The organism is Aerophototrophica crusticola, assembly GCF_012913305.1.
Lineage (GTDB): Bacteria > Pseudomonadota > Alphaproteobacteria > Azospirillales > Azospirillaceae > Niveispirillum > Niveispirillum crusticola.
Map to the genome: position 1 here is coordinate 2575130 of NZ_CP051775.1, position 26508 is coordinate 2601637.

20 protein-coding genes and 1 pseudogene are annotated in these 26508 nt (G+C 70.4%); 11 read left to right on the forward strand and 10 right to left on the reverse strand.

Translation table 11 applies throughout. From position 1 onward, the window contains the following. Nucleotides 1-131 precede the first annotated feature (131 nt). The 4 genes from HHL28_RS12610 to HHL28_RS12625 are packed head-to-tail and all read left to right on the forward strand — an operon-like array spanning nt 132 to nt 3826. On the forward strand, nt 132-770 hold the full coding sequence (locus HHL28_RS12610; RefSeq protein WP_075769651.1) for a TetR/AcrR family transcriptional regulator: 639 nt from the start codon (nt 132-134) through the stop codon (nt 768-770). Beyond that, a complete protein-coding gene (locus tag HHL28_RS12615; protein ID WP_075769650.1) occupies nt 760-1740 on the forward strand; it encodes an HlyD family secretion protein in 981 nt (326 codons plus the stop codon). Before HHL28_RS12610 ends, HHL28_RS12615 begins: the two co-directional genes overlap by 11 nt. Beyond that, nucleotides 1737-2690 (forward strand): ABC transporter ATP-binding protein, encoded by a 954-nt coding sequence (locus tag HHL28_RS12620; RefSeq protein ID WP_075769649.1) that lies wholly within the window; start codon nt 1737-1739, stop codon nt 2688-2690. The genes HHL28_RS12615 and HHL28_RS12620 overlap by 4 nt, the downstream gene beginning before the upstream one ends. Next, the gene (locus HHL28_RS12625; RefSeq protein ID WP_075769648.1) at nt 2687-3826 is read left to right on the forward strand and encodes an ABC transporter permease; all 1140 of its coding nucleotides are present in this window, start codon (nt 2687-2689) and stop codon (nt 3824-3826) included. The genes HHL28_RS12620 and HHL28_RS12625 overlap by 4 nt, the downstream gene beginning before the upstream one ends. Nucleotides 3827-3937: 111 nt before the next feature. Here HHL28_RS12625 and HHL28_RS12630 read toward each other — a convergent pair whose 3' ends face one another. From HHL28_RS12630 to HHL28_RS12655, 6 genes are all read right to left on the reverse strand, one after another. Continuing rightward, nucleotides 3938-6325 (reverse strand): ABC transporter permease, encoded by a 2388-nt coding sequence (locus HHL28_RS12630; RefSeq protein WP_075769647.1) that lies wholly within the window; start codon nt 6323-6325, stop codon nt 3938-3940. A 138-nt stretch (nt 6326-6463) separates the two neighbouring features. Next, on the reverse strand, nt 6464-7666 hold the full coding sequence (locus tag HHL28_RS12635; protein WP_075769646.1) for an MFS transporter: 1203 nt from the start codon (nt 7664-7666) through the stop codon (nt 6464-6466). 108 nt (nt 7667-7774) lie between these two features. Further along, the gene (locus tag HHL28_RS12640; protein ID WP_169655225.1) at nt 7775-7981 is read right to left on the reverse strand and encodes an ATP-binding protein; all 207 of its coding nucleotides are present in this window, start codon (nt 7979-7981) and stop codon (nt 7775-7777) included. A gap of 2 nt (nt 7982-7983) precedes the next feature. Then, the gene (locus HHL28_RS12645) at nt 7984-9183 is read right to left on the reverse strand and encodes a sensor histidine kinase (RefSeq protein ID WP_404325693.1); all 1200 of its coding nucleotides are present in this window, start codon (nt 9181-9183) and stop codon (nt 7984-7986) included. A 155-nt stretch (nt 9184-9338) separates the two neighbouring features. Beyond that, nucleotides 9339-11291: an adenylate/guanylate cyclase domain-containing protein gene (locus HHL28_RS12650; RefSeq protein WP_075769644.1), complete on the reverse strand. Its 1953-nt coding sequence runs from the start codon at nt 11289-11291 to the stop codon at nt 9339-9341. 156 nt (nt 11292-11447) lie between these two features. Beyond that, on the reverse strand, nt 11448-12935 hold the full coding sequence (locus HHL28_RS12655) for a M48 family metalloprotease (protein ID WP_075769643.1): 1488 nt from the start codon (nt 12933-12935) through the stop codon (nt 11448-11450). 364 nt (nt 12936-13299) lie between these two features. On the opposite strand from HHL28_RS12655, the gene HHL28_RS12660 reads away from it, so the two are divergent. Next, the gene (locus HHL28_RS12660) at nt 13300-13770 is read left to right on the forward strand and encodes a hypothetical protein (RefSeq protein WP_075769642.1); all 471 of its coding nucleotides are present in this window, start codon (nt 13300-13302) and stop codon (nt 13768-13770) included. Nucleotides 13771-13975: 205 nt separating this feature from the next. Here HHL28_RS12660 and HHL28_RS12665 read toward each other — a convergent pair whose 3' ends face one another. Both HHL28_RS12665 and HHL28_RS12670 read right to left on the reverse strand, forming a co-directional pair. Further along, the gene (locus HHL28_RS12665) at nt 13976-14749 is read right to left on the reverse strand and encodes a thermonuclease family protein (RefSeq protein ID WP_075771735.1); all 774 of its coding nucleotides are present in this window, start codon (nt 14747-14749) and stop codon (nt 13976-13978) included. 196 nt (nt 14750-14945) lie between these two features. After that, entirely contained in the window at nt 14946-15890 is a 945-nt protein-coding gene (locus tag HHL28_RS12670; RefSeq protein ID WP_075771734.1) for a peptidylprolyl isomerase, read from the reverse strand. Between the two features lie 354 nt (nt 15891-16244). On the opposite strand from HHL28_RS12670, the pseudogene secA reads away from it, so the two are divergent. After that, nucleotides 16245-19003: pseudogene (secA, locus tag HHL28_RS12675) on the forward strand (preprotein translocase subunit SecA). A 182-nt stretch (nt 19004-19185) separates the two neighbouring features. On the opposite strand, the gene pdxY reads toward secA, so the two are convergent. Continuing rightward, entirely contained in the window at nt 19186-20046 is an 861-nt protein-coding gene (gene pdxY / locus HHL28_RS12680) for a pyridoxal kinase PdxY (RefSeq protein ID WP_075771732.1), read from the reverse strand. 145 nt (nt 20047-20191) lie between these two features. Here pdxY and HHL28_RS12685 point away from each other — a divergent pair, with 145 nt between their 5' ends. Continuing rightward, a complete protein-coding gene (locus tag HHL28_RS12685; protein WP_169655229.1) occupies nt 20192-21106 on the forward strand; it encodes an HpcH/HpaI aldolase/citrate lyase family protein in 915 nt (304 codons plus the stop codon). Nucleotides 21107-21212: 106 nt separating this feature from the next. Here HHL28_RS12685 and HHL28_RS12690 read toward each other — a convergent pair whose 3' ends face one another. Further along, nucleotides 21213-21950 carry a GNAT family N-acetyltransferase gene (locus HHL28_RS12690; RefSeq protein WP_169655231.1) on the reverse strand — a complete coding sequence of 246 codons (738 nt, stop codon included), beginning with the start codon at nt 21948-21950 and terminating at the stop codon, nt 21213-21215. Nucleotides 21951-22168: 218 nt separating this feature from the next. Here HHL28_RS12690 and sdhC point away from each other — a divergent pair, with 218 nt between their 5' ends. The 4 genes from sdhC to HHL28_RS12710 all read left to right on the forward strand — a co-directional run bounded on the left by sdhC (nt 22169) and on the right by HHL28_RS12710 (nt 26447). Continuing rightward, the gene (gene sdhC, locus HHL28_RS12695; RefSeq protein ID WP_075771729.1) at nt 22169-22582 is read left to right on the forward strand and encodes a succinate dehydrogenase, cytochrome b556 subunit; all 414 of its coding nucleotides are present in this window, start codon (nt 22169-22171) and stop codon (nt 22580-22582) included. Nucleotides 22583-22590: 8 nt separating this feature from the next. Then, nucleotides 22591-22992 carry a succinate dehydrogenase, hydrophobic membrane anchor protein gene (gene sdhD, locus HHL28_RS12700; protein WP_075771728.1) on the forward strand — a complete coding sequence of 134 codons (402 nt, stop codon included), beginning with the start codon at nt 22591-22593 and terminating at the stop codon, nt 22990-22992. Between the two features lie 32 nt (nt 22993-23024). Beyond that, nucleotides 23025-24815 carry a succinate dehydrogenase flavoprotein subunit gene (sdhA, locus tag HHL28_RS12705; protein ID WP_075771727.1) on the forward strand — a complete coding sequence of 597 codons (1791 nt, stop codon included), beginning with the start codon at nt 23025-23027 and terminating at the stop codon, nt 24813-24815. Between the two features lie 210 nt (nt 24816-25025). Continuing rightward, a complete protein-coding gene (locus tag HHL28_RS12710) occupies nt 25026-26447 on the forward strand; it encodes a lipase family protein (RefSeq protein ID WP_075771726.1) in 1422 nt (473 codons plus the stop codon). Nucleotides 26448-26508 lie beyond the last annotated feature (61 nt).

A 26508-nucleotide genomic window follows, 5' to 3' on the forward strand; every position in this document is an offset into this window, starting at 1 on the left:
GCACCCGATGCCCCCCTTCCCCCGCGCCTGACGCAGGTCATTTCCCCCCAAGACCTGCGCCGGGCAGCATTGACATCATCGGCAACGCAGCGCTTTACTGACTGACCAGTCAGTTACTAGCGATCGACCCCATGCGAGACACCCCGATCCGCCGCCGCAAGGATGCCCGCCCTGCCGAACTGCTGGCGGCGGCCCGGGAGGTCTTCGCCGCCAAGGGCTTCGCCGCCGCCCGGATGGAGGACATCGCCGCCCGGGCGGGCGTGTCCAAGGGCACGGTCTATCTCTACTTTCCCAGCAAGCAGGCGGTGTTCGAGGCGCTGGTGCGCCAAGCCATCCTGCCCAACGTGGAACGGCTGGAGGCCATGGCCGCCGCCTACGAGGGACCCACGGCGGACCTGCTGCGGCAGGCCATGGCCCTGTTCCCCACCTTGGTCCGCGACCCGAAGGTGGTCACCATCCCCCGGCTGGTGATCGGGGAGGCGGGCAACCAGCCGGAGATGGCCGACTTTTACCGGCGGGAGGTGGTGGAGCGGGGCCTGGGTCTGATCTCCGGCATCCTGCGCCGCGGCGCGGAGCGGGGGGAGTTCCGGCCCCTGGCGCCGGACACGGTGGCAAAGCTGTGGTTCGCGCCCCTGCTGCTGGCCGTGGTCTGGCGGACCACCTTCGAGCCGGTGGGCGGGGCGCCGCTGGAGCTGGACGACTATCTGCGCACCCATGTGGACATCATGCTGCGGGGCCTGGCCCCGGAGGGAGGGACCGATGCGGCCTGAGATCATCCGCGCCCTGCCGCTTGCCGCCCTGGCCCTGCTGGCGGCCTGTGGGGACGAGGGCCCGACCCGCTGGCAGGGCTATGCGGAGGGGGAATACCTGCGGATGGGCGCCCCGGAAGCCGGGTGGGTGGAGAGCCTGTCCGTGGCGCGCGGCCAACGGGTGGAGGCCGGCGCGCCCCTGTTCACCCTGGAGTCCAGCCGCCAACAGGCAGCCCTGGCCCAGGCCCGGGCCGAGCTGGCGCGGGCGGAAGCCAACCTGGCCGACCTTCGCCTGGGCCGCCGGCCGGAGGAGATCGCGCAGGTGGAGGCGCGACTTCACCAGCATGAGGCCATGCTGCGCCTCGCCCAGCTGGAACTGCGCCGGCAAGAGCAGTTGGCCCGGCAGGATGTGGCGGCCAAGGCGCGGCTGGACCAAGCCCGCGCCGAGTTCGAGTCGACCCGCGCCCAGGTGGCGGCGACGGAGGCGGAGCTGGCCACCGCCCGCCTGCCCGCCCGCGCCGACCAGATCGCCGCCGCGGAGGGCGCCGTGGCCGCGGCGAAGGCCGCCTTGGCCCAGGCGCAATGGTCCCTGGACCAGCGCCGGGTGGTGGCCCCGGTTGCGGCGTTGGTGGACGACACGCTGCGCCGCCCGGGGGAGTGGGTGCCCGCCAATGGCGCCGTGGTCACCCTGCTGCCGCCGAGGCAGGTCAAGCTGGTGCTGTTCGTGCCGGAGGGGGCGCGGTCGTCCCTGGCCCCGGGCAAGCAACTGTCCGTGGGTTGTGACGGCTGCCCGCCTGACATGACGGCCCGGGTCAGCTTCGTGGCGGCGGAGGCGGAATACACCCCGCCCGTACTGTACAGCGTGGAGAACCGCGCCAAGCTGGTCTATCGGGTGGAGGCCCTGCCGGAGGGCAGGCCCTTCGCCCTGCTGCCCGGCCAGCCGGTGGACGTGGCGCCGTTGGAGGCCGCGTCGGCAGGGGCCGGGACATGACCGGCGCCCCCGCCATCGACGTGCAGGGCCTGACCAAGCGGTTCGGGGCCAAGACCGTGGTGGACGGCTTCTCCATCCAGGTCACCCGGGGCCAGATCCACGGCTTCCTGGGCCCCAACGGCAGCGGCAAGACCACCACCATCCGCATGCTCTGCGGCCTGCTGGTGCCGGACGCGGGCACGGGCACCTGCCTCGGCCACGACATCGTGCGGGAGAGTTGGGCCATCAAGCGCCAGGTCGGCTACATGACCCAGAAGTTCAGCCTCTATGAGGACCTGACCATCGGGGAGAATTTGGACTTCGTCGCCCGCCTCTATGCCCTGCCCGACCGCAAGGCGCAGGTGAAAGCGGCGCTGGACCGGCTGGGCCTGGCCCACCGGCGGGACCAGTTGGCGGGCACCCTGTCCGGCGGCTGGAAGCAGCGCTTGGCGCTGGCCGCCTGCATCCTGCACGGGCCGAAGCTGCTGCTGCTGGACGAGCCCACCGCCGGGGTGGACCCCAAGGCGCGGCGGGAGTTCTGGGACGAGATCCACGCCCTGGCGGCGGAGGGCATGACCGTGCTGGTCAGCACCCACTACATGGATGAGGCGGAGCGCTGCCACCGCATCGCCTACTTGGCCTATGGCAAGCTGCTGACCGTGGGCAGCGTGCCGGAGGTCATCGCCGGGGCCGGCCTGCACAGCCTGGCGGCAGAGGGGGAGGAGCTGGGCCCCGTCCGCCGCGACCTGGAGGGCAAGCCGGGGGTCAGCATGGTGGCGCCCTTCGGCTCGCGGCTGCATGTCAGCGGGCCGGACCCGGTGCTGCTGGCCCAGGCCGTCGACCCCTGGCGGGACCAGCCGGGCCTGCGTTGGCAGGCGGTGGAGCCGTCGCTGGAGGACGTCTTCATCCACTTGATGCACCAGTCCCGGGACAACTTCGCCCCCGGGACGGCGACGGGAGGCACGGCATGAGCGGCGACCGCTTCTCCCCCACCCGGCTGCTGGCCATGGTGGTGAAGGAATTCATCCAGATGAAGCGGGACCGGCTGACCTTCGCCATGATGGTCGGCATCCCCATCATCCAGCTGATGCTGTTCGGCTTCGCCATCAACAGCGACCCCAAGCACCTGCCCACCGCCATCCTGTCCCTGGACCAGGGCCCGTTTTCGCGCAGTGTCGTGGCCGGATTGCAGAACAGCGCCTATTACCGGGTCGAATGGGTAGCGGAAACGCGGGCTGAGGTGGACGCCATGCTGGACCGGGGCGTGGTGCAGTTCGTGCTGACCATCCCCGCCGGCTTCGGCCGGGACCTGGTGCGCGGGGACCGGCCGGTGCTGCTGCTGGAGGCGGACGCCGCCGACCCCGCCGCCACGGGCAACGCCGTGGGCGCCCTGAACAATATTGTCCGCGACAGCCTGCGCCATGACCTGACCGGGCCGCTGGCGGAACTGGCGCAATCCCAGCCGCCGGTCGATCTGCGCATCCACCGCCGCTACAACCCGGAGGGGCTGACCCAGTACAACATCGTGCCCGGGCTGGTGGGCACCATCCTGACCATGACCATGATCATCATGACCGCCCTGGCCGTGACGCGGGAGCGGGAGCGCGGGACCATGGAGAACCTGCTGGCCATGCCCGTCCGCCCGCTGGAGGTGATGGTGGGCAAGCTCGCCCCCTTCATCCTGGTGGGCGCCGTGCAGGTGACCATCATCATCGGCGCGGCCCGCCTGCTGTTCGGCGTGCCCATGCTGGGCAGCCCGGTGGCCCTGGTCGTGGGGCTGCTGTTCTTCATCACCGCCAACCTGGCGGTGGGCTTCCTGTTCAGCACCCTGGCCCGCAACCAGCTGCAGGCCATGCAGATGAGCTTTTTCTTCTTCCTGCCGTCCATCCTGATGAGCGGCTTCATGTTCCCGTTCCGCGGCATGCCCCAATGGGCCCAGACCATCGGCGAGGCCCTGCCGCTGACCCATTTCCTGCGCATCGTCCGCGGCGTCATGCTGAAGGGCAACGGCCTGCCGGACGCCTGGCCCAACCTGTGGCCCCTGGTGCTGTTCCTGCTGGTGGTCAGCACCATCGCCGTGAACCGGTACCGGCAGACGCTGGACTGAAGCACCTATGTTCGCTTGTTGTCGGGGTTCGCTGGCGCTCACCCCGACCTACGGGACGCACGCGTAGGTCGGGGTGACCAACGGGAACCCCGGCATACCCCACCGCCCCCCTCACTCATACCGCAAAGCCCGGGCCGGCGGGGCCAGGGCGACACGCAGGGCATGCAGGCTGACCGTCGCCAGCGCCACCACCAGCGCGGCGGTCCCGGCGGCAATGAAGGGCTCCGGACCCAGGGTGATGCGCACGGTGAACTGCTCCAGCCAGCCGGACAGCAGCCACCAGGCCACCGGCCAGGCCACCAGGTTGGCAAGCAGCACCGGCCGGGTGAACTGCCACGCCAGCAGGCGCAAGACGTCCCCCACTCCGGCCCCCACCACCCGGCGGATGCCGATTTCCTTCGTCCGTCGGGCGGCGGCCAGGGCGGTCAGGCCGAACAGCCCCAGGTTGGCCAGCAGGATGGCCAGCGCTGCGAACACGGCAAAGACCCGTGCCTGGCGCTCCTCATTCCGGTAGAGGGAGTCGATCCTGTCATCCAGGAAGCCTTGCCAGATGCGTTCCAGACCGGGGAAAAGCCGGTCCACCAAGGCGGACAGGGCCTCCACCGCCGGGCGTGGGTCGCCGGGCGCGAGGCGGACCGTCAGGAAGTCCGCCGCCGGGCCGATGGTGAACAGCATGGCCTCCGCCCCTTCCCTCGCGTTGCGCAGGCGGATGTCGGGGATGACACCGACGATCTCCGTCGGGTTGCCCGAATCCTCCTCGCGGAAGAAGTACCGGGTACCCACGGCCTCGGCCGGGTTGGCGAAGCCCAGCCGCCGCGCCCCCGCCTCGCTCACCAACCCGTAACGCCAGTCGGGGGCCTGCCCGGGCAGCCCGGGCCCGGCGGTGACCGGGATGTCGTAGGTGGCCAGGAAATCCCTGTCCGCGGTGAAGGTGGACATCAGCGCCGGCTCATCGTTCCGGCGGCCTTCCACCAGGACGGTGCTGATGGTCTCGCTGGGGTTGGCGGGGACGATGGAGGTGAGGGTGGCGGACAGCACGCCGGGGATGCGCGCAGCCTCCGCCTTCAGGGTCTGGGCCGTGCCCTCCGGCCCGTCGGGCAGGCTGCCGACCACATAGAGGTTTTCCTGCCGGAAGCCCAGATCGGCGCCGCGGGCATGGTCCACCTGCCCCTGCACGGTCAGGGTCGCTACCACCAGGGCGATGGAGATGGCGAACTGCCCCACCACGAGGGCGGAGCGCAGCCGGCCGGAGCCCGGCGGCCCCGCCCGGCCCTTCAGCACCTCCGCCGGGCGGTAGCCGGACAGGACCAGGGCCGGGTAGAGGCCGCCCAGCACCCCCACCACCAGGGGCGCCGCCAGGCTTACCGCCAGCAGCGGCCCGGCATAGAGGGAGGCGGCCGAGAGCTGCCGGCCCACCAGCCCCTCGAAGGCCGGCAGCAGCAACTCCACGAGGCCCAGCGCCAGGATCGTGCCGGCCAGGGCCAGGGCCACCGACTCCCCCGTGAACAGCAGGACAAGTTGGCGTCGCCGGGCCCCCGCCAGCTTGCGAATGCCCACTTCCTTTGCCCGCTGGATGGCCTGGGCCGTGGCCAGGTTGGTGTAGTTCACCACCGCCACCCCCAGGATCAGCAGGGCCACCCCCACCAGCAGCCGCAGGGTGCCCACGTCGCCGCCTGGCTTGGCATCGTCCACCGCCTTGACCTTCAGGTGGATGTCGGTGACGGCGTCCAGGCGCAGGCGCAGGAAGTCCGGTGCCCATTCCTTGGGCGGCAGGCCGGTGGCGAACTGCTCCACGAAGGCGGTGAGGCCATCACGCAGCCGGCCGGGGTCGGCCCCTTGCCGCAGGCGGACATAGGTGCTGGCGCCGCCCTGGCTCCAGCTTTCTGACGCCCAATTGGACCAGGAGCGGGGGCCGAGGGCCGCCTCCGCGGCGATGGCGGCAAAGTCCAGGTGGCTTTCCGGCACGGGGGCGAGCACGCCGGTCACGGTCAGGACCGGGCCGCCCTTCACGGACACCGTGCGGCCCACCGGGTCCAGGTCCCCGAACAACGTGCGCGCCAGCGTCGGCGACAGGACCAGCCCGTCCGGCCGGGCCAGCGCCGTGGCGGGATCGCCGGACCGCAGGGGGAAGTCCAGGACGGAGAACAGGTTGGCGTCCGCCCAGAGCAGCGCCGCCTCGAACACCCGGCCATCCTGGTCCAGCCCCACCTGCTGTCGCCGGACCCGGGTTGCGGCCTCAACCTCGGGGAAGCGCCCCAGCAGGGGACCGAGCATCTCCGGCGCCGACATGGTGGTCACCATGGGGCCGCGGCCCGGCAGGGTGATGGTATTGGCCACCCGGTACAGCCGGTCAGCGGCGGTGAAGCTGCGGTCCACCGCGTATTCCCCCTGGACATAGAGGCTGACGCCCAGGAACCCGGCGATCCCCACGGCAAGGCCCACCAGGTTGATCAGGGTGAACAGGGTCTGGCGGCGGAACAGGCGGAGCAGGTGGACCATGCTGGCATGCTTCCCGTGGCGGAACCGGTCAGCGCGACGGAAAGCAAGAACCGGACCCCGACCCGAAGCCGCGGAAATCCTGGATTCCCCTCAGCTGATCCGCTGTCCGCCTGCGGACACTGTCCGGGAACGGACGGCTCAGGCGTTCGCGAAGGCGGCGAGCCGGCGGTCGCGGATGGGCAGGTGTACCAGGGCGGCCAGCACGGACAGGCCGATGCTGGCGTACCAGACGGCGTCGTAGTTCCCGAAGGCCTCGACGGAGATGCCGCCCAGGAACGCCCCCAGGAATGCCCCCACCTGGTGGCTGAGGAAGACCAGGCCGAACAGGGTGGAGACGAACCGGGGCCCGAAGATCCCCGCCACCACCCCCGTGGTCAGGGGCACGGTGCTGAGCCAGAGCAGCCCCATGGAGGCGGCAAAGGCCAGGGTCACCCCGGGGGTCTTGGGCAGCAGCAGGAACAGGGTGATCAGCAGGCCGCGCAGGCCGTAGATGGCCGACAGCAGGTATTTGGGCCGGTACCGCCCGCCGAGCTGGCCGGCCGCCAGGCTGCCGATGATGTTGAACAGCCCCACCAGGGCCAGGGCCCAGGCGCCCACCTCCGGCATCAGGCCGCAACTGGCCACGTAGCCGGGCAGGTGGGTGGTGATGAAGGCGAGCTGGAAGCCGCAGACGAAGAACCCCAGGGACAGCAGCCAGTAGCCCTCATGCCGGCCGGCAAGGGCCAGCGCCTCCCGCAGGGACGGGCCGGGCGCGGCCTCGGCGGGCCGGGGCGGCGGGCCGCCCAGCGGCCAGGCCATGGGCACCACCAGCAGGGCCAGCAGCGCCATGGCCATCAAGGCCACCTGCCAGCCCTGGTCCCCGATCAGCGACTGTCCCAGGGGCACGAAGGCGAACATGCCGAAGGAGCCGCCGGCGCTGGCGATGCCGAAATACAGGCTGCGCTTTTCCGGCGGCGTCACCCTTGCCACGGCCCCCAGGACGATGGAGAAGCCCAGCGCCCCCAGCGCCGTGCCCACCAGCAACCCGGCCCCCACCTGGAAGGCGAAGACGCTGCCGCCCAGGGCCATCAGCACCAGCCCGGCTGCATAGGCCAGGCCCCCGCCCGCCACCACCAGCCGCGGGCCCTTGGTATCCGCCAGGGCGCCGAACAGGGGCGGCACCACGCCCCAGACGATCTGCTGCAGGGCGAAGGCGAAGGAGACGGAGGTGACGGCCCAGCCCTGGCTTTGGCTGACGGGCAACAGAACCAGCCCGAAGATCTGCCGGATGCCCATGGCCACCGCCAGGGCGAACGACCCGCAGAGCAGCACGGTCAGGGCGGAGGGGCCACGGGACGGCATGGGTGCGCTCCGGCGATGGTTCAGGACCGGAAGCGTATGGCCCCATCGCCCCTGCGGCAATCCGCGGCGGCGGCAGGCCACCCATGTGTTTCGGAAGGGCGAGAGCCCCTATTCCAGCGGCACGCCCAGGGTGAAGCGGGTGCCCGGCCCGCACTCCACCCCCAGGCTGGCGCCCAACTGGCGGCAAAGGGCGCGCACCAGCCGCAGGCCCAGGCTGGTGGACTGGCCCAGGTCGAAACCCCGCGGCAGGCCGATCCCGTCATCGGCCACGGTGACGGCCAGGCTCCCGCCGACACCCACGGCCAGTGTCTCCACCCTCACCTCCCCGGGCGGTTGCCGGGGAAAGCATGCTTGACGGCGTTGGTCACCAGCTCGTTCACCATCAGGGCCAGGGGCACCAGCCGGTCCGGTGCCAGCATCCTGTCCTCGGCCACCGTCACGGACACCCGGATGGTGCGCCCGTCCAGGCCCAGGCTGCGGGTAAGGTCGTCCACCAGCCCGGACAGGTAGTCCCGCAGGCCCACCCCGTCGGCCCGCTCCCCCCGGTACAGCCGCTCATGGATGCGGGAAACGGTGAGGATGCGGCCGCAGGCCTCGTCGAAGCTGCGCCGCACCTCCGGATAGGGGGACACCGCCGCCTCAAGGGCCAGCAGGCTCGCCACCATCTGCAGGCTGTTCTTGATGCGGTGGTTGGCCTCCTTCAGCATCAGGTCGTGGCGGGCCAGCAGCTCTTCCTGGGGCAGGGCGGCGGACTGGGCCGTCACGTCGTACAGCGCCCCCACGACCCGCCGGACCGTGCCGTCATCGCCGCGCAGGGTGCGCCAGAGGGACCGGACCCGCCGCACTTCCCCGTCCTTGCGCACGGCCCGGAACTCCGCCTGCAGCGGCAAGCCGTCCAGGGGCAGGAAGGCCCGGCCGAACAGGGCGGTGACCGCCGCCCGGTCCTCCGGGTGGATGCGGTCCAGCAGCCCGCGGAAGCCGACCGACTTGCCTGGCGGCAGGCCCAGCAGCTCATGCAGGCGCCCGGCGCTGTAGGTGGCTTCCGGTTCCCACTCCCAGAACCCCAGGCCGGTCAGGTCGGTGGCCAGGTCGAGGCGGGCGAAGAGGCTGGCGGAGCCGGGACCCTCACGGCCCGTCTCATCCACCACCACGCCGGTCAGGCTGCGGGCGCGGGACTGGGGATGGGTGCGCAGGTCGCCGCGCACCAGGACGCAGCGCTGCTCCCCGCTGGGCAAGCGGAGACGGACATGACGCTCAAGCCGGCCGTCCGGAACCACGCGCAGGGCGCGCAGGGACAGCCTGCGGGCATCTTCCGGATGCAGCCGGGCGAAGAACGCGTCCACCCGGTGGCCGGCCTCGCCGGGCCGGAAGCCGAAGATGTCGTCCAGCCGCTCCGACCGGTCGAGGGAGCCGGTGTCGAGTTCCAGGGAGAAGGCCCCGACATCCACACGGTCCGCCGCCTGGGCCGCCTGGGAGGGGGGCATCGCCGGGCGGAACGGGTCCACCCCGGCCGCCACCAATGCGCCATTGCCTGCCCAAGCCGGGGGATCTGCCATTTCCTGCCAGAGAGACAATGGTACCCCCTGCCGGTCCGCTACATACGATTGCAGGTATGATCACCCTTTTCTTCGAACCTGCGCAATAACCCGAAAGGAGTATAATAATACACACTCTAATTAAGCTTATTCCCGGCCGGGTCGGTCTTGAGCCGCCAGACCCTGACGGGCCCGGTACGCCCGCGTAACGTGTAGGTGCCGATATCCTGCATCGGGATGTCGACGACGCAGTCGCCCGCATCCCGTACCGTGTCCGCGCTGACCAGGGCGACACAGCACTCGTCCCCCAGCAGCTCGCTGCCCAGGGCCTCCAGCCGCGCGGCCGTGTTCACCGTGTCGCCGACGATGGTGTAGTTGATGCGGCTCAGGGCCCCGATGTTGCCCACCACCACCGGGCCGGAATGCACGCCCACCCGCAGGCAGATGGCCGGCCGGCCGGCGGCGCGGGCCTCCGCCCCCTCCTCTTCCACGACGCGGGCGATGGCCATGGCGGCGCGCAAGGCGCGGGCCGCGTGGTCTGGCTGGTCCTCCGGCGCCCCCCAGAACGCCATGACCGCGTCACCGATGAATTTGTCCACCGTGCCGCCCTCCTCCTCGATGCAGGCGGCGATCCGGGTGAAGTGGCGGTTCAGCCAGTCCGCCGTCTCCTGCGGGCTCATGGCCTCGGCCAGGGCGGAGAAGCTCTTGATGTCGGTGAACAGGACCGTGACCTCCCGCTCCTCCGACCGGACGCCGACGCTGCGCGCCTCCCGCCGGATCAGGCGCAGCACCAGGGCCTTGGGCACATAGGTCTCGAACCAGCGCAGGCCGGACACCATGGTGTTGAACGCCTCCGCCGCGTCCGACACCTCGCGGAAGCGGCTGTCCGGCAATTCCGGCACCGTCTGGAAGTCCAGGTCCCGCAAGGACACGGCCGCCCCGGCCAGCCGCTTGATCTGCCGGCTGATCGCCTTGCCCAGCAACAGGGCCAGCAGCACCGACACCACCAGGATGACGAATCCCGCCCCGGCCAGCTTCACCAGGCGGCGCAGTTCCGGCGTCACCTCCTCCTCGTCGAAGGCGATGGCCAGCGTCCAGGGGTGGCTGCCATAGTCCTTCAAGGTCTTCAGCAGGTAGACATACTTCTTGTCCCCCAGCTCCGACGCCCGCAGTTCCAGGCCGGGGTCGCCGCTGATCTGGAACTCCGCCCGCACCCGCATGCCCTCCGGCCCCTTCTGGCTGGAGGCGCCGTCGGGCCCGGCCTTCTGCCAGATGCCGGCCGCCACGGGGTCACCCAGCTCCGCCAGGGTGGGCAGGGGCGGGCGGCCGGTCACCTTGGCATAGTCCAGCGCCTTGGCCGGCAGGGCCGGGTGGGCCAGCACGTAGGTGTCGTCATACAGGATGAAGCTGCGGGCCTCGGTGCCCTGGTCCATGCGGTCCAGGAAACGGGACAGGTCCAGGAAGCTCACGCCCGTGACGATGATGCCCAGGAACCGCCCGTCCCGGCGCACCGGCACGCGCACGCTGAGGATGGTGGCCTTCTCCTCCTCCGCCCAGATGGGGTCGGCCCAGACGGCGCCGCCGGTCTGGAGCGCCGCGTCCAGCACCTCCTGGCCCCAGGGCTGCTTCGGCTCCACCCGGTAGAGCACGCCGCCCTTGCCGTCGCGCACGGCCACGTGGAAGTCGCCCTCACGCGCCAGGAACCCGATGCCGGTGATCTGGGGCGCCGCGGCCAGGGAGGCACGAAGCGTGTCGGCCAGCCGCCCCTGCTCCGCCGGGTCCACCTGGCCGGTGGAGAACAGGCCGGTGACGAACTCCGCCTGGGCCCGGGCCGGTTCCAACTGGGTGCGGACCCGGGTCTCCATCATCTTCATGACCAGGTCGGCCTTGTCGCCCACCAGTTCCGACGTGTTCCGGCCGGAGACGTTGAGGCCCAGCACCAGCACGCTGGCCACCGCCAGCAGCACCAGCCCGCCGAACCCCACCACCAGCACCGCCGCGATGGGCAGCCGGAAGCGCTTCCGCCGCCAGGGCCGGCGGAACGGCGTGCAGTCCAGGGGCGGTTCGCCGGCAGGGGTATCGGCCATCATGGCGGGCAAGCTACAGGCGGGCTGCCCCGCCCGCAACCGCCGGCCCGTCCCCCGACCCGGATCGGCCCCAGCCTTCGGGGTTAGGGGGACCATTCCGTGGCCCTCGATCGTTGCCGATCAAGCGCTCCCTCAGGCGCCGGGCGGCGGTCGCCGCCCTTAATCCGCCACCACCAGCTTCACCAACTGGCCCGGCCGCAGCGGCGTGCCGGGGGCGATGTCGTTCAGGACGCGGAACCGCTCCTCCGGGTAGTCGCGGAAGGGCATGCGGCGGGCCAGGTCCTCCACCGTCTCGCCCGCCCGCACCTGGACGACCCGCAGCCGGTAGGGGCGCAGCCCGGCCCGGTCGGCGGAGGTCAGTCGGCGGAAGCTGGTGGCCGTGTCCTGGAAGGCCCGGTCGGCGGCCGGGCTCAGGGTGGGGGTGACGAACAGGAACCGGTAATAGCTGTCCGCGTCCCAGCGGATCGCCACCAGCCGCGCGTTCACCTGGCCGGAACGGGTGTTCACCGGGGTGATGGCGGTGGCGGCGGGCAAGCCGTCGATCGTCAGGGTTTGGGTGCCCGACAGGGGCGCGTTGGGGGCCCAGACACCGGCGATGAACTCCGCCGGGTTGCGGGCGCCCTGGCCGGGCGCGCCGTCGAACACCATCAGGGTCTTGCCGTCGGGGGCGATGGCGGTGACGTTGCTCTGCCCGTTCAGCAGGCGGAAGCCCTCCGGCACCTCGAATCGGAAGCCCAGGGACGGGTGGGCGAAGACCTGGCCGCGCACATAGCCGTTCTTGGGGCTGTCGCCATAGAGCATGCCGTCGATGGTGCGCAGGTAGGCGGCGCCGTCCGTCTCCCAATCCTGGGGCGCCCGCTGCTTGGCGGCGGCGGCGGCCTGCTCCACCCGCTCGCCCGTGGGCGGGTGGGTCTGCAGGTAGCTGAACTGGTCGGCCGCGCCCGGCTTGCCCGCCAGCAGGGCCTGGAGTTGCGCGTGCCGGCCCATGGTGGCCAGGAAGCTGGACATCTCCGTCGGCGCGAAACCCGACCCGGCCATGTAGCGGATGCCCAGGCTGTCCGCCTCCAGCTCCTGCCCGCGGCTCCAGCCGGCCAGCACGCCGGCGGCGCCCTGCTGCGCCAGTTGCCCCACCTCCGCCCCGCCCAGGACCGTGGCCAGCACCGCGCCCACCTGGGCCAGGGTGCCCCGGCTGTAGCGCTCGGCGGAGTGGCGGGCGGTGACGTGGCCGATCTCATGCCCGATGACGCCGGCGAGCTGGGCCTCGTTGTTGGCCAGCGCCATCAGCCCGCGGGTGACATAGACATAGCCGCCCGGCAGGGCGAAGGCGTTGACGATGTCGCTGTCCAGCACCGTGAAGGTGTAGCGCACGTCCGGCCGCTCGGTATTGGCCGCCAGCCGCTGGCCGATCTTGTCCACATAGGCCTGGATGGCGGGGTTGTCATAGGGCCCGCCGAACTCGTCCATCACCTGTTTGTGCTGCTCCGCCCCGACGGACTTTTCCTGCTCCGGCGACATCAGGGCGGTGAACTGCCGCTCGCCCGTGGCCGGGTTGGTGGTGCAGGCGGACAGGGCCAAAAGGGCGCCGGCCAGCCAAGCGGCGACCGGCAAGCGGGGGCGGCGGGGCGGCACGGGGCGGTTCCTCTTCATGCGGCTTGTTCTTGGGGCACCATCCGGTCAACGCCCGGCCTGATCCGGGGGTTCCGGGACGGGCGGCATGATGGGACAAGGGACGGCCGGGGTGAAGCCCCCGCGCGGTGGGGCGTGGACAAAGGGTCATTGCGGTTTGCAAGAAGGCCGGGGTCCGTTCCAGGATCATTGCTCTTCGCCATTGCGATACGCACTGGCGCTGCATCAATCCAGACCCCATCGGCCTACCCTCCGACACCAACCCCTTCTCATTATGAGGTTTTTTGGAATCGCCCGAGATCGTCACACTTGGCCCGCAGCATGCATACTCCGTTCGGCATAACCGGCCCATGCGCCGCCCCGCCGAACCGATGGAGCTTCTCCCATGTCCCGTCTCGCCGCTTCCGCCCTCGCCGCCTCCACCCTGGCCCTGCTGGCCGCGGCGCCCGCCCTGGCGCAGTCCGCCTCCGGCACCATCCAGCTCAACGGTTCGGTGGCGGTCGCCTGCACCGTGGCGGTGACGGACAACAACGTGGCCCTGAACCTGGCGGGTGGCGAGAGCGCCCGCGCCGTGGGCCGCATCGTGGAGACCTGCAACAAGGGCAACGGCTACACCATCACCGTCGCCTCGGCCAACGCCGGCACCCTGACCTCCGCGGCCGCCGGCGCCACCCCCATCAGCTACACCGTGGGCTATGACGGCGCTTCCGGCGGCCTGTCCACCGCCCTGCAGGTGAACCGCGACAGCGCCCAGTTCGGCCGCCAGCGCGACCTGACCGTCACCGTCCCGGCCTCCGCCCAGTACATCGCCGGCAGCTACGCCGACACCGTCACCGTCAGCATCGCCGCGCGTTGACACGCGCCCCCCGGGCGCCGGGCGCCGCCTCCGGCGGCTTGGCTTGCGCGGCCACGGGGCCGCGGGCCGGCGGTCGCCGGCCTTGGGCCTCCCGGCACCTCAGGCGAACCGTCACCGGACCAGCGCGGCCGGGCCCCTTCATCGGTTCGGGGCGAAGCGCGTGAACTCCCCGGCGCGGCGGCCCAACGGCCCCGCGCCGGACTTTCTATTCCGGCAGCACGGTGAGCTGTTCCGGCAGGGTCAGCCGGATACAGGGCCCGTCGCGGGACTCCACCCAGCCGCGGACCTCCACCACCCGCCCCTTCAGGGCCAGCGGGTCCAGCCCGGCCTTCCTGAAGGCCCGCAGGTCACCTGGCGCCAGTTCCGCCGTGAAGTCGGTCCGCCAGTCCGGCCCGAAGCCCAGCACGATCCGGTCGTCCAGCCTCAGCGCCCGTCGCACCGTGCCGCGGACCACCTGCACGGCGCCCACATCCCCCTCCGCGAGGGCCGCCGCGTCCCGCACCGCATAGGAAGGATGGGCCCAGAGGCCCCTTCCAGCTACCTTCGCCTCCCCCTCCGCCGCCAGCAGCAGCCCGGCCCCGGCCCGCGTCTCCGGCCAGACCCGCACCCGCGCCCAGCCCCGGCGCAGCAGCCCCGCCTGGAGCCAGACCCCGTCGTCCCGCCGCAGATGGGCCAGGGTCCGGCCATGCCGGTCCAGTTCCTGGCCCGCCGAGAACAGGGCCACCGCCCGGCCTGCCGCCAACTCGGCCAGTGCCGCCCTGGCTTCGTCCGCCAACGGCCCGGCCGGCGCGTCGCCCAACCCCGGCCAGGGCGCCTCCACCCCCGCCAGCCGCACCTCCCGCCCGTCCGCCAGCCGCAGCGTGTCGCCGGAGATCACCTCCGCCACCACCCCCTCGCCCGCGGGCTTCAGCTCCATGGGCAGGTCTTCCGCCAGGACGGGGGCTGCGAGGAGAAGGATGAATGGCAGGAAGCGGCGCATGGCGATTCGTAGGTCGGATTAGCGCCACAGGCGCGCAATCCGACGACTCACAAGGCATTAGCGGTTGCCGTCGGATTACGGCGCGCCGCGCCTGATCCGACCCACGATAGCGTACAAGTGGGTTCGCCACACCCCAAAACGATAAGGGCGCCCCGTTGCCGGGGCGCCCTTATCGTCAGGTGTGACTGACTTGTCCTTACTGCTTCGGCTTCTGGCCGCCGGCCGGGGCGTCGGCCGCCGGGGCCGGGGCGGCCGGCAGGGGCTTGCCCTCCAGGTCGAAGGTCTCGACCTTCGCGGTCTTGCGCAGGTTGGCCACCACCTCCTCGGCGATGTCCTGGGCGGCGGCGGCGCGCAGCTCACCCTTGGCCTGCTCGAAGGTCGGCAGGGTCTGCTTGCGCTTGTCCTCCACCTTGATCACGTGGAAGCCGAACTCGGTCTGCACGGGGGTCTTGCTGACCTCGCCGGCCTTCATGGCGAAGGCGGCCTCCGCGAACGGCGCCACCATCTGGTCCTTGGTGAAATAGCCCAGGTCACCGCCCTGGTCCTTGGTGCCGTCGGTGCCCTTCTCCCCCGCCAGCTTGGCGAAGTCGGCGCCGCCGGCGATCTGCTTGATCAGGGCCTCGGCCTCGGCCTTGTCCTTCACCAGGATGTGGCGGGCGCGCACCTCGTCCTGGGGCGGGTTGGCCTTCACGTACTCGTCATACTTCTTCTTGATGACGGCGTCGGTCAGCTTAGCGTCGATCTCCTTGCGCAGGTAGGCCTGCTGCACGAACTGCTCCTCGGCGCGCTTCAGCTGCTCCTTCACCTCGGCGCTGTCCTGGAGCTTGGCCTTGTAGCCGGCGTCCGACACCAGGCGGGTGGCGACCAGCTGGTCGATCACCAGCGGATAGGCCTGCTGCAGCGGGATCTGCTGCGCCTGGGGGCCGAGCTGCTGCAGGAAGCTGATCACCTCGGACCGCTTGATCTCCTTGCCGTTGACCTTGGCCACGGTCACGTCCTCGGCGGCCGGGGCGGGCGCGTTGGCGGCGGGCTTGTTCCCGGCGGGGGCCGGGGTCTGGGCGTGGGCGGCGAACAGCGCCATGCCGGCGGCGGTGGTCAGGGCCGCGGCGGTCAGGGCGGCGCGCATCGTCTTCGAAGCCATGAGCGAGAAATCCTTCACAAATCTTCAGCTCGCAACCCCGCCCGGGGAATCGCAAGTCCTGGGGTTGTCCTGCGGCCGCGCCGGTTCTTCCCGTCACGCCCTGGCGCCAGCGTCGGCCAGCCCGCTTAAAGCATGGGCCGGGGCCGCGGGCAAGCCTCCGCGCACCGCAGTCCCGCCATCAAGGCAGTGGGAAAATGGCCGCATCATGGTAAGGTCCCGGCCGCGCCGCTGGCCTGAGAAGGCTTGCGTTGACCCTGGCGCGCGTCGGTCCTATCTGTCCACCGTCGCGTGCCGGGTATCCCCTTGCCGCGGGGCCGAATGGGTCGGCCTGTCGTCTTTCGCCTGAGGTTGTCCATGTTCGGTGCCATTGCCCGCAAGCTGTTCGGCAGCGCGAACGACCGCGTTGTGAAGGGTTTGCGGAAGCAGGTCGAGGCCATCAACGCCCTGGAACCCAAGCTGCAGGGCCTGTCCGACGACGAGCTGCGCATGCGCACGGACTGGCTGCGGGACCGGCTGGAAAAGGGCGAGACCCTGAACGACATCCTGCCCGACGCCTTCGCCACGGTGCGGGAGGCCTCGAAGCGCGTGCTGGGCATGCGCCCCTTCGACGTGCAGCTGATCGGCGGCATGGTGCTGCATTCCGGCAAGATCTCGGAGATGCGCACGGGTGAGGGCAAGACCCTGGTCGCCACCCTGCCCGTCTACCTGAACGCGTTGCAGGGCAAGGGCGTCCACGTGGTGACCGTGAACGACTACCTGGCCAAGCGCGACAGCGGCTGGATGGGCAAGCTCTACAATTTCCTGGGCCTCTCCACCGGCGTCATCGTCCACGGCCTGGACGATGAGGAGCGGCGCGCGGCCTACGCCGCCGACATCACCTATGGCACCAACAACGAGTTCGGCTTCGACTATTTGCGCGACAACATGAAGTACCGGCTGTCGGACATGGTCCAGCGGCCCTTCAACTATGCCATCGTGGACGAGGTCGACTCGATCCTGGTGGATGAGGCGCGCACCCCGCTGATCATCTCCGGCCCGTCCACCGACAGCTCCGAGCTGTACATGGCCGTGGACAAGGTCATGCTGCGGATCGAGGAAGGCGACTTCGAGAAGGATGAGAAGGCGCGCGCCGTCTCCCTGACCGAGGGCGGGACGGAGAAGGTGGCCCAGATCCTGACGGAGATGGGCCTGCTGAAGACCGGCGACCTCTACGACATCCACAACGTCTCCCTGGTGCACCACGTGAACCAGGCGCTGCGGGCGCACAAGCTGTTCACCCGCGACGTGGACTACATCGTCAAGGACGACAAGGTCGTCATCATCGATGAGTTCACCGGCCGCATGATGGAGGGCCGCCGCTATTCCGAGGGCCTGCACCAGGCCCTGGAGGCGAAGGAGCATGTGACGATCCAGCGGGAGAACCAGACGCTGGCGTCCATCACCTTCCAGAACTATTTCCGCCTGTACCCCAAGCTGGCCGGCATGACCGGCACGGCCATGACGGAGGCGGCGGAGTTCCAGGAGATCTATGGGCTCGAGGTGGTGGACATCCCCACCAACGTGGCGGTGAGGCGCAAGGACCAGGACGACGAGGTCTACCGCACCGCCGAGGAGAAGTACGAGGCCATCGTCAAGCTGATCGAGGAGTGCCAGGAGCGGCAGCAGCCGGTCCTGGTGGGCACCGTCAGCATCGAGAAGTCGGAACTGCTGTCCGAGTACCTGAAGAAGAAGAAGATCCCGCACAACGTCCTGAACGCCCGCTACCACGAGCAGGAGGCGTTCATCGTCTCCCAGGCCGGGCGCCCCGGGGCGGTGACCATCGCCACGAACATGGCCGGCCGCGGCACCGACATCAAGCTGGGCGGCAACGAGGAGATGCGCGTCGCCGTCGAGCTGGCGGACATGCCCGAGGGGCCGGAGCGGGACGCCCGCATCCAGCAGATCCGTGAGGAGATCGAGGCCGCCAAGGAGATCGTGCTGAAGGCCGGCGGCCTGTATGTGGTCGGCACGGAGCGGCACGAGAGCCGCCGCATCGACAACCAGCTCCGTGGCCGTTCCGGCCGCCAGGGCGACCCCGGCGCCTCCAAGTTCTTCCTGTCCCTCGACGACGATCTGATGCGCATCTTCGGCAGCCAGCGCCTGGACGGCATGCTCCAGAAGCTGGGCCTGCAGGAGGGTGAGGCCATCATCCACCCCTGGATCAACAAGGCGCTGGAAAAGGCCCAGCAGCGGGTGGAGGCCCACAACTTCGAGATCCGCAAGAACCTGCTCAAGTACGACAACGTCATGAACGACCAGCGCAAGGTCGTCTATGAGCAGCGGCGCGAGATCATGGAGAGCGAGAACGTGCATGAGCTGGTGGGCTCCATGCGCCTCGAGGTGATCTCGGAGAAGGTGCGCTCCTGCATCCCCGAGAACGCCTATGCCGAACAGTGGGACATGGACCGGCTGCATGAGGAGGTGCTGCGCATCTTCGGCGCCGACCTGCCGGTGAAGGAGTGGGGCAAGGAAGAGGGGATCGCCGACCAGGAGATCACCGAGCGCCTGCTGAAGTTCGCCGACGAGCGCATGGCGGAGAAGGAGCAGGCCTTCGGCCCCGACCTGATGCGGTCCATCGAGAAGAGCCTGCTGCTGCAGATCCTGGACCAGGTCTGGAAGGACCACCTGCTGTCCCTGGACCATCTGCGCCAGGGCATCAACCTGCGCGCCTATGCCCAGAAGGACCCGCTGAACGAGTACAAGCGCGAGGCCTTCACCCTGTTCGAGGAGATGCTGGGCAGCCTGCGGGAGCAGGTGACCCAGATGCTGCTGATGGTGCAGGTCCGGGTGCAGGAGCCCCCGCCGCTGCCCGAGCTGCCGCCGGAGCTGCAGCTCGGCCGCCAGGACCCGGCCCTGGTGGGTGCCGGCGGCGACGGCTTCCCCCGCCCGACGCCCCCCTGCCCGCCGGCATGGTCCGCCGGTCCATGCCCCAGGCCTTCGGCGCCACGGCCATGCCGGTGGCGAAGGAACAGGCGCTGAACGACCCGGAGCTGTGGAAGAACACGCCCCGCAACGCCCCCTGCCCCTGCGGCTCTGGCAAGAAGTACAAGCACTGCCACGGCGCGGCGGCCTGAACCGCCGCCACCTGATTCAATCGGACGCGGGCGGCCCCTGTCGGGCCGCCCGTTCCGTTTCGGGGCAGGGGCATGAAAGGCAGCTTGTGCCCCTGTAGGCCGGCGACCGCCGGCCCGCGCCCGCGTGGGCGCGTGAGCCAAGCTGCCGGAGGCGGCGCTGGCGCCTGAGGAACAGGGAATGACTACCGCACCTTCACCGGCGTGAAGCGGCGGCTGGGGGCCACCAGCTCGTCCTGGGCGCGGATGATCTGGAGTTCCCGCTGGCCGGACAGCTTGGTCACGGCAAAGACGGCATAGATGGCGCTGGCGGCATGGGCCAGGGCCTCCGGCGGTTCCCCCGTCTCCAGCAGCTTGGCCAGGAACAGGGCGGCGACGCAGTCGCCCGCGCCATTGGGCAGCGGGTCCAGGTCCAGCCGGGGTGTCGCCACCAGCCAGGCGCCGTCCGGCCCGTCCAGCAGCATCTCGATGCTGTCGGCGGGGGCGTCCTGGCGGGACAGGCTGGTCACCAGCACCCAGCGGGGCCCCAGCGCCCGCGCCGCCGCCGTGGCCTGGAGCGCGGAGGCGAGGTCGCCGACCGTGCGGCCCGTCAAGTATTCCAGCTCGAACTGGTTCGGGGTGATGGCATCCGCCAGCGGCACCGCCTTTTCCCGGAAGAATTCGGGGATGCCCGGCCGCACGAAGAAGCCGCGGCCCACGTCGCCCATCACGGGGTCGCAGCAATAGAGCGCCGACGGGTTCAGGCCCTTCACCCGCGCCACCGCATCCATGACCACGTCGCCCAGATCCGCCGCCCCCATGTAGCCGGTCAGCACCGCGTCCACCCCGGCCAGGGCGCCGCGGTCGTTCACGCCGCTGATCACCTGGGCCACATGCTCCGCCGGGAAGACGGTGCCGCTCCAGGCGCCATAGCCGGTGTGGTTGGAGAACTGCACCGTGTTGACGGCGATGGCCTCCAGCCCAAGCCGCTCCAGCGGGAACACGGCGGCGCGGTTGCCCACATGGCCGAAGGCGACATGGGACTGGATGGTCAGGATGGTGCGCATGGGCAGGCCTTCGAAACTGTGTGCCCCATGAGCTAGGGCGAGGGCGCCCGCTTCGGCAACCCCAAATCCCTCTCCCGTCTGGTGGTTTACCGATGGGGGTGTGTCCGCTACCGTGCGCCCAGCCGCCCCAACGCCCGAGGACACCATGGCCGTCCGCCCCCGCCGCTCCGTCCTGTACATGCCCGGCGCCAATGCCCGCGCCCTGGTCAAGGCCCGCACCCTGCCGGCCGACGGGCTGATCCTGGACCTGGAGGATTCGGTGGCACCCGACGCCAAGGACCAGGCCCGCGCCACGGTGCTGGAAGCCGTCCGCACCGGCGGCTATGGCGGTCGGGAGCTGGTGATCAGGGTCAACGGGCTGGACACCCCCTGGGGCTATGCCGACCTGGTCGCCGCCGCCACGGCGGGGGCTGACGCGGTGCTGGTCCCCAAGGTCGAGTCGGGGGAGGCGCTGCGCATGGCCGAACGGGTCCTGGTGAATGCCGGGGCCCCCGACACGCTCCAGCTCTGGGCGATGATGGAGACGCCGCGGGCCATCCTGGATGCCGGCTCCGTGGCGTCCGCCACCCGGCGGCTGACCTGCCTGGTCATGGGCACGTCGGACCTGACCAAGGACCTGAACGCCCGCGACCTGCCCGACCGGCTGCCCATGCAGGCCAGCCTGGCCGCCACCCTGCTGGCCGCCCGCGCCCATGGGCTGGCCGCCCTGGACGGGGTGCATGTGGACCTGGAGGATACCGACGGCTTCGCCGCGTCCTGCCGCCAGGGCCGGGCGCTGGGCTTCGACGGCAAGACCCTGATCCACCCCAACCAACTCGAGGCCGCCAACGAGGCCTTCGCCCCCACGGCGGCGGAGGTGGAGAAGGCCCGCAAGATCATCGCCGCCCATGCGGAAGCCATGGCCGCCGGCAAGGGCATCACCGTGGTGGACGGAAAGCTCGTGGAAGCCCTGCATGTGGAGACCGCCCGCCGCACCGTGGCGCTGGCGGAGGCCATCGGGGGTGACTTGTGCCCTCTCCCTGGGGAGAGGGTGGCCCGGCCGCCAGGCCGGGACGGGTGAGGGAGGTGGGTTCCTCGAAACGCCATGGCGACGGCCTATCCCCACGCCAACTTCCCTTCTCCCCAGGGAGAAGGGGAGGTTGGCACCTATTCAGCGCGCCTTTCCCCTACATCACCCGGTACACATACCCATACGCCTCCCGGAACCCCAGCCCCCGGTACAGCGCCACCGCCGGCCCGTTGCCGGCCGCGACTTGCAGGTAGGCCCCCGTCGCCCCCTGCGTCCGGGCTTCAACCAGCAGGGCGGTGAGCAGCCGCCGCGCCATTCCCCTGCCCCGGAAATCCGGGTGCGTGACCACCTTGTAGAGGCCGACCCAGCCGCGATCGACCACAGCCATGGCCGTCGCGACCAGCGTCCCTTCCAGCACCAGCCCTGCATAGATGGCCGGCACCGGGATGGCCGACAGGATGCGGTGCAGCCAGGGCAGCTCGCGTTCCGGGATCGGGACCAGGGTGCGGTACCCGTCCAGCCAGCCCTCATCCCACCGCCGCCCCACCCGCACCTCCGGGTCCGGCGCTGCCTGGGGCAACTCCCCCAACGTCAGCACCAGGCTTGGCTGGTAGTGCCGGTACCCTCGCCGGTCCAGCTCCCCCACCAGCCCCGCGGGGAACAGGGGCGTCTGGCGGAAGCAGGGCGGCAGGCCGTGGGCGCGGTAGAACCCTTCCGCCACATCCACCTTACCCGCGACCGGCAGGCAGCCGGGCCCGACGATGTTGACGGAGTTGGCGCGCCCCGTGTGCCCGCCCCCGGCGCGCACCTGCCAGCCGTCATGCAGCAGCGTCAGCGGCGCCGGCCAGGCGGTGAGGGCTAGGTCCTCGAGCCGGGCGATCTCGGCCAAATCCATGGGGCGTCTCCGGGGTTGCGGAAAAGCCATGCTGCCATGCGGCAAGAATCGGGGCCAGGGGGGCCGAAAATCGGGGGCGTGCGGCCATCTGCGCGCAGGCGCAAGCGTTGACCTGCCCGTGGGTTAGGCGTATTTGACCACGATCGAAGAATGTCATCGCCCCATCGGCCGGGTGCTGCACCTGCTTACCCGGCCGAGGCCAACAGGACGCGCGACGCATGACGGACACGCAGGCGGCCCCGACCGCACAGAGGCCGAACCGCCCCCTTTCGCCGCACCTGCAGGTCTACCGCCTGCCCTTGCCGGCCATCGCCTCCATCACCCACCGCATCACCGGCGCCGGCCTGACGGCGGGCACGCTGCTGTTCGCCTGGTGGCTGGTGGCCGCCGCCACCGGGGCGGAAGCCTTCGACACGGTGCAAGGCGTGCTGGGCAGCCCCATCGGCCTGCTGATCCTGTTCGGCTTCACCTGGGCCACCTGGTACCACACGCTGAACGGCATCCGCCACCTGGTCTGGGATGCCGGCGGGGCGCTGGAGTTGGGCGCCGTCTACCGCGGCGGCTTCCTGGTGTGGGGGGGCTCCGTCGGCCTCACCATCGTGACGTTCATCGCCGCTTTCGCGCTGAAGTGAGGGGACCCATGGCCGCCAACCAATCCGACGTCGGCTTCCGCAGCTCCCTGGGCCGGGTCCGCGGCCTGGGCTCCGCCCGCACGGGCGCCGAGCACTGGGTCTCCTACCGCCTGCTGAGCGCGGCCTATGTGCCGCTGCTGCTGTGGTTCATCATCGCCGTGGTGGGCCTGACCGGCGCCGACCACGCCACCGTGACGGCCTGGATAGCCAAGCCGCTGAACGCGGTGCTGCTGCTGTTGCTGATCGGTGTGACGTTCCACCACGCCGCCTACGGTATGCAGGAAATCTACGAGGACTATATCCACGGGAAGCTGGCGAAGACCGCCGTGATCGGGCTGACCCGTGGGGCCTGCCTGGTCCTGGCGGTGGCAAGCGCCTTCTCGGTGCTGAAGATCGCCTTCGCGGGCTGAACGAGAGACGGTCGGGACAGGGGTAGAGAGACATGGCCACGGCCTACAAGATCATCGACCACGAGTATGACGTCGTCGTCGTCGGCGCCGGCGGCGCCGGCCTGCGCGCCACCTTCGGCATGGCCGAGAAGGGGCTGAAGACGGCCTGCATCACCAAGGTGTTCCCCACCCGCAGCCACACCGTGGCGGCGCAGGGCGGCATCTCCGCCGCCCTGGGCAACATGGGTGAGGATGACTGGCGCTACCACATGTACGACACCGTGAAGGGGTCGGACTGGCTGGGCGACCAGGACGCCATCGAGTACATGTGCCGGGAAGCCATCCCCGCCATCATCGAGTTGGAGCACTATGGCGTGCCCTTCAGCCGGACGCAGGACGGCAAGATCTACCAGCGCGCCTTCGGCGGCATGACCACCCGCTTCGGCGAGGGGCAGGCCTACCGCACCTGCGCCGCCGCCGACCGCACCGGCCACGCCATCCTGCACACCCTCTACCAGCAGTCCCTGAAGCACCAGGCGGAGTTCTTCATCGAGTACTTCGCCCTCGACCTGCTGATGGACGATGAGGGCGCCTGCCGCGGCGTGCTGGCCTGGAACCTGGACGACGGCACCATCCACCGCTTCCGGGCGCACCAGACGGTGCTGGCCACCGGCGGCTACGGCCGCGCTTACTTCAGCTGCACCTCTGCCCACACCTCCACCGGCGACGGCGGCGGCATGGTGCTGCGCGCCGGCCTGCCCATGCAGGACATGGAGTTCGTGCAGTTCCACCCCACCGGCATCTACGGCGCCGGCTGCCTCATCACCGAGGGCGTGCGCGGCGAGGGCGGGTACCTGACCAACAGCACCGGTGAGCGCTTCATGGAGCGCTACGCCCCGTCCGCCAAGGACCTGGCGTCCCGCGACGTGGTCAGCCGCTCCATGACCATCGAGATCCGGGAGGGCCGCGGCGTCGGCCCGCAGAAGGACCACATCCACCTGCACCTGGAGCATCTGGACCCGAAGATCATCCATGAGCGCCTGCCCGGCATCGCCGAGACGGCCAAGATCTTCGCCGGCGTGGACGTGACCAAGGAGCCGATCCCCGTGCTCCCCACCGTCCACTACAACATGGGCGGCATCCCGACGAACTACCGGGGTGAGGTGATCAACCCCACCGCGGAGGACCCGGACCGCACCGTCCCCGGCCTGATGGCCATCGGCGAGGCGGCCTGCGTCTCGGTGCACGGCGCCAACCGCCTGGGCTCCAACTCCCTGCTGGACCTGGTGGTGTTCGGCCGCGCCGCCGCCATCCGCGCGGCGGAGATCGTGGAGAAGGGCAGCGCCCACAAGACCATCCCCCAGGACCTGACCGACAAGGCCCTGGACCGGCTGGACAAGACCCGGCACGCCAAGGGCGACCTGCGCGTCGCCCACCTGCGGCTGGAGATGCAGAAGGTCATGCAGAACAACTGCGCCGTCTTCCGCACCGGCGAGGTGCTGAACGAGGGCGTGGGCAAGATGCAGGAAGTGTGGGCCAAGCGCCCGCGCATCCAGGTGACCGACCGCTCCATGGTCTGGAACAGCGACCTGGTGGAGGCGCTGGAGCTGGACAACCTCATGGTCCAGGCCGTCGCCACCATCACCAGCGCCGCCAACCGGCAGGAAAGCCGCGGCGCCCACGCCCGCGAGGACTTCCCGGACCGCGACGACGACAGCTGGATGAAGCACAGCACCGTCTGGGTGGACGACAACGGCGCCGTCACCCTGGGCGACCGCCCCGTGCACCTCTACACCCTGACCAACGAGGTCCAGGCCTTCCCGCCGAAGAAGCGGGTGTACTGACCACCGGTCAGCGACTGCCTTATCCAGGGCCCCGCGGTTCCGCCGCGGGGCCCTTTGCTTTTGGGCTGCCGGAACCCCGGACAGTCGATTCGTCAGCAATAAAATCATCTCTAGACGGATATAATGTTTTACCCCAAAAGTTTGGAATGGTCCTAGGAGCCGGCAGATGCGCCGGCCCGGGCGCCGCAACCTGACTTGAGGGAGTTGCGCATGTCATCCTTGCCGTCGCTGCCAGCCTCCGTCTTCCAAGGCACCGATTACGGGCTTGTCTGGCTCGGCCTTGCCAACGCGGCCTACATCCAGCAGGGCACGCCGGATACCGGGGTGATCGCCCGGACCATCCAGTTCGCCTTCAACCCCACCGACGGCAACACCTACATCCCCAACCCGCCGACACCCGCGGGCATGACGGGGGCCGGTTCCCCGCTCCAGGGCTATTGGAACGTGGATTGGGGGCCGGGGATCACCGCCGACAACTCCAACCTGCTTTACCTTGTCAGCTTCCGCCAGGGCACCCGCCCGGCAGCCGGCGGGGCGCAGGGCGCGCCCTATTTCTTCGCCGTCGCCATCCGCGGCACGGACATCAGCACCGGCCGGCTGGCCCTGCTGCAACAGGTGCTCCAGGATTTCGACGCCGTCACCAAGGTGCCGCTGAGCGTGGTCCTGGCCGACCCGCTGGTGCCCAACCCGGCGAAGAAGCTGCTGCCGCCCTTGAAGTTGGCCGGTATCTCCATCGGCACCTCCGCCGGCTTCACCCGGATGTCGGCGCTCCAGTCCAGCTATGTGGACCCGTCCACCAACACCGCGACCACCGGCCCCATCGCCGCGGCCCTGCTGGCCAACCTGAACTTCTACAAGGGCGTGCCCCTGGTGGTGACCGGCCACAGCCTGGGCGGCTGCCAGACCCAGATCATGGCCACCTACCTGGCCTGGCAGTTGTCCGACACCGACACGGCGAAGGCCCAGGCCATCTATCCCAACGCCATCGCCCCCTCCACGGCGGGCGACGCGGGCTTCGCCAGCTATTACGACTCGCTGTTCCCCTACGGCCATTTCTGGTTCAACCAGCTGGACTTGGTGCCCTGCGGCTTCGCCAACCTGGCCACCATCTTCACCCTCTGGCAGAAGTCCAAATGGCCGCCCGGCTCCGTCGACCCGGCCACGAACCAGCCCAACGGCGGCACCGCGGGTCCCCGCGCGCCCGACGTGCTGACCCTGCTGTCGGCCACGCTGGGTCCGGAGATCCTGTTGCAGAACTATACTCGGCCGAAGAACGGGCTGGTGCCCATGTCCAACGGCCTGCCGCCGTCCCAGACCATCCTGGAGATGCTGCAGGACATGGCGGAGCCAGCACCCCTGACTGCCACCCAACCCACCGCCGACCAGGCCGCGCTGGCCGCCGCCATGGCCGACGGCTTTGCCGGGACCGAGCTGTCGGCCCTGACCGCCGACCTGGAGGGCAAGAAGACCCTGGCCCAGAAGGCGACGGACGGGCTGTCCATGCTGATGTGGCAGCACTTCATGCCCTGCTACTACCAGCTCATCTCCAGCCAAACGGGCGTGCTGCCCTACGCCTCCATCAACGACAAGGACGTGCCGCAGCAGAGCAACCCCACGCCCGCCGCGGGCTGACCCTGGGCGGGGCGGGCGCCGCGCCGCCCGCCCCGTGCCCCCGGCTTTCCACAACTTGGCC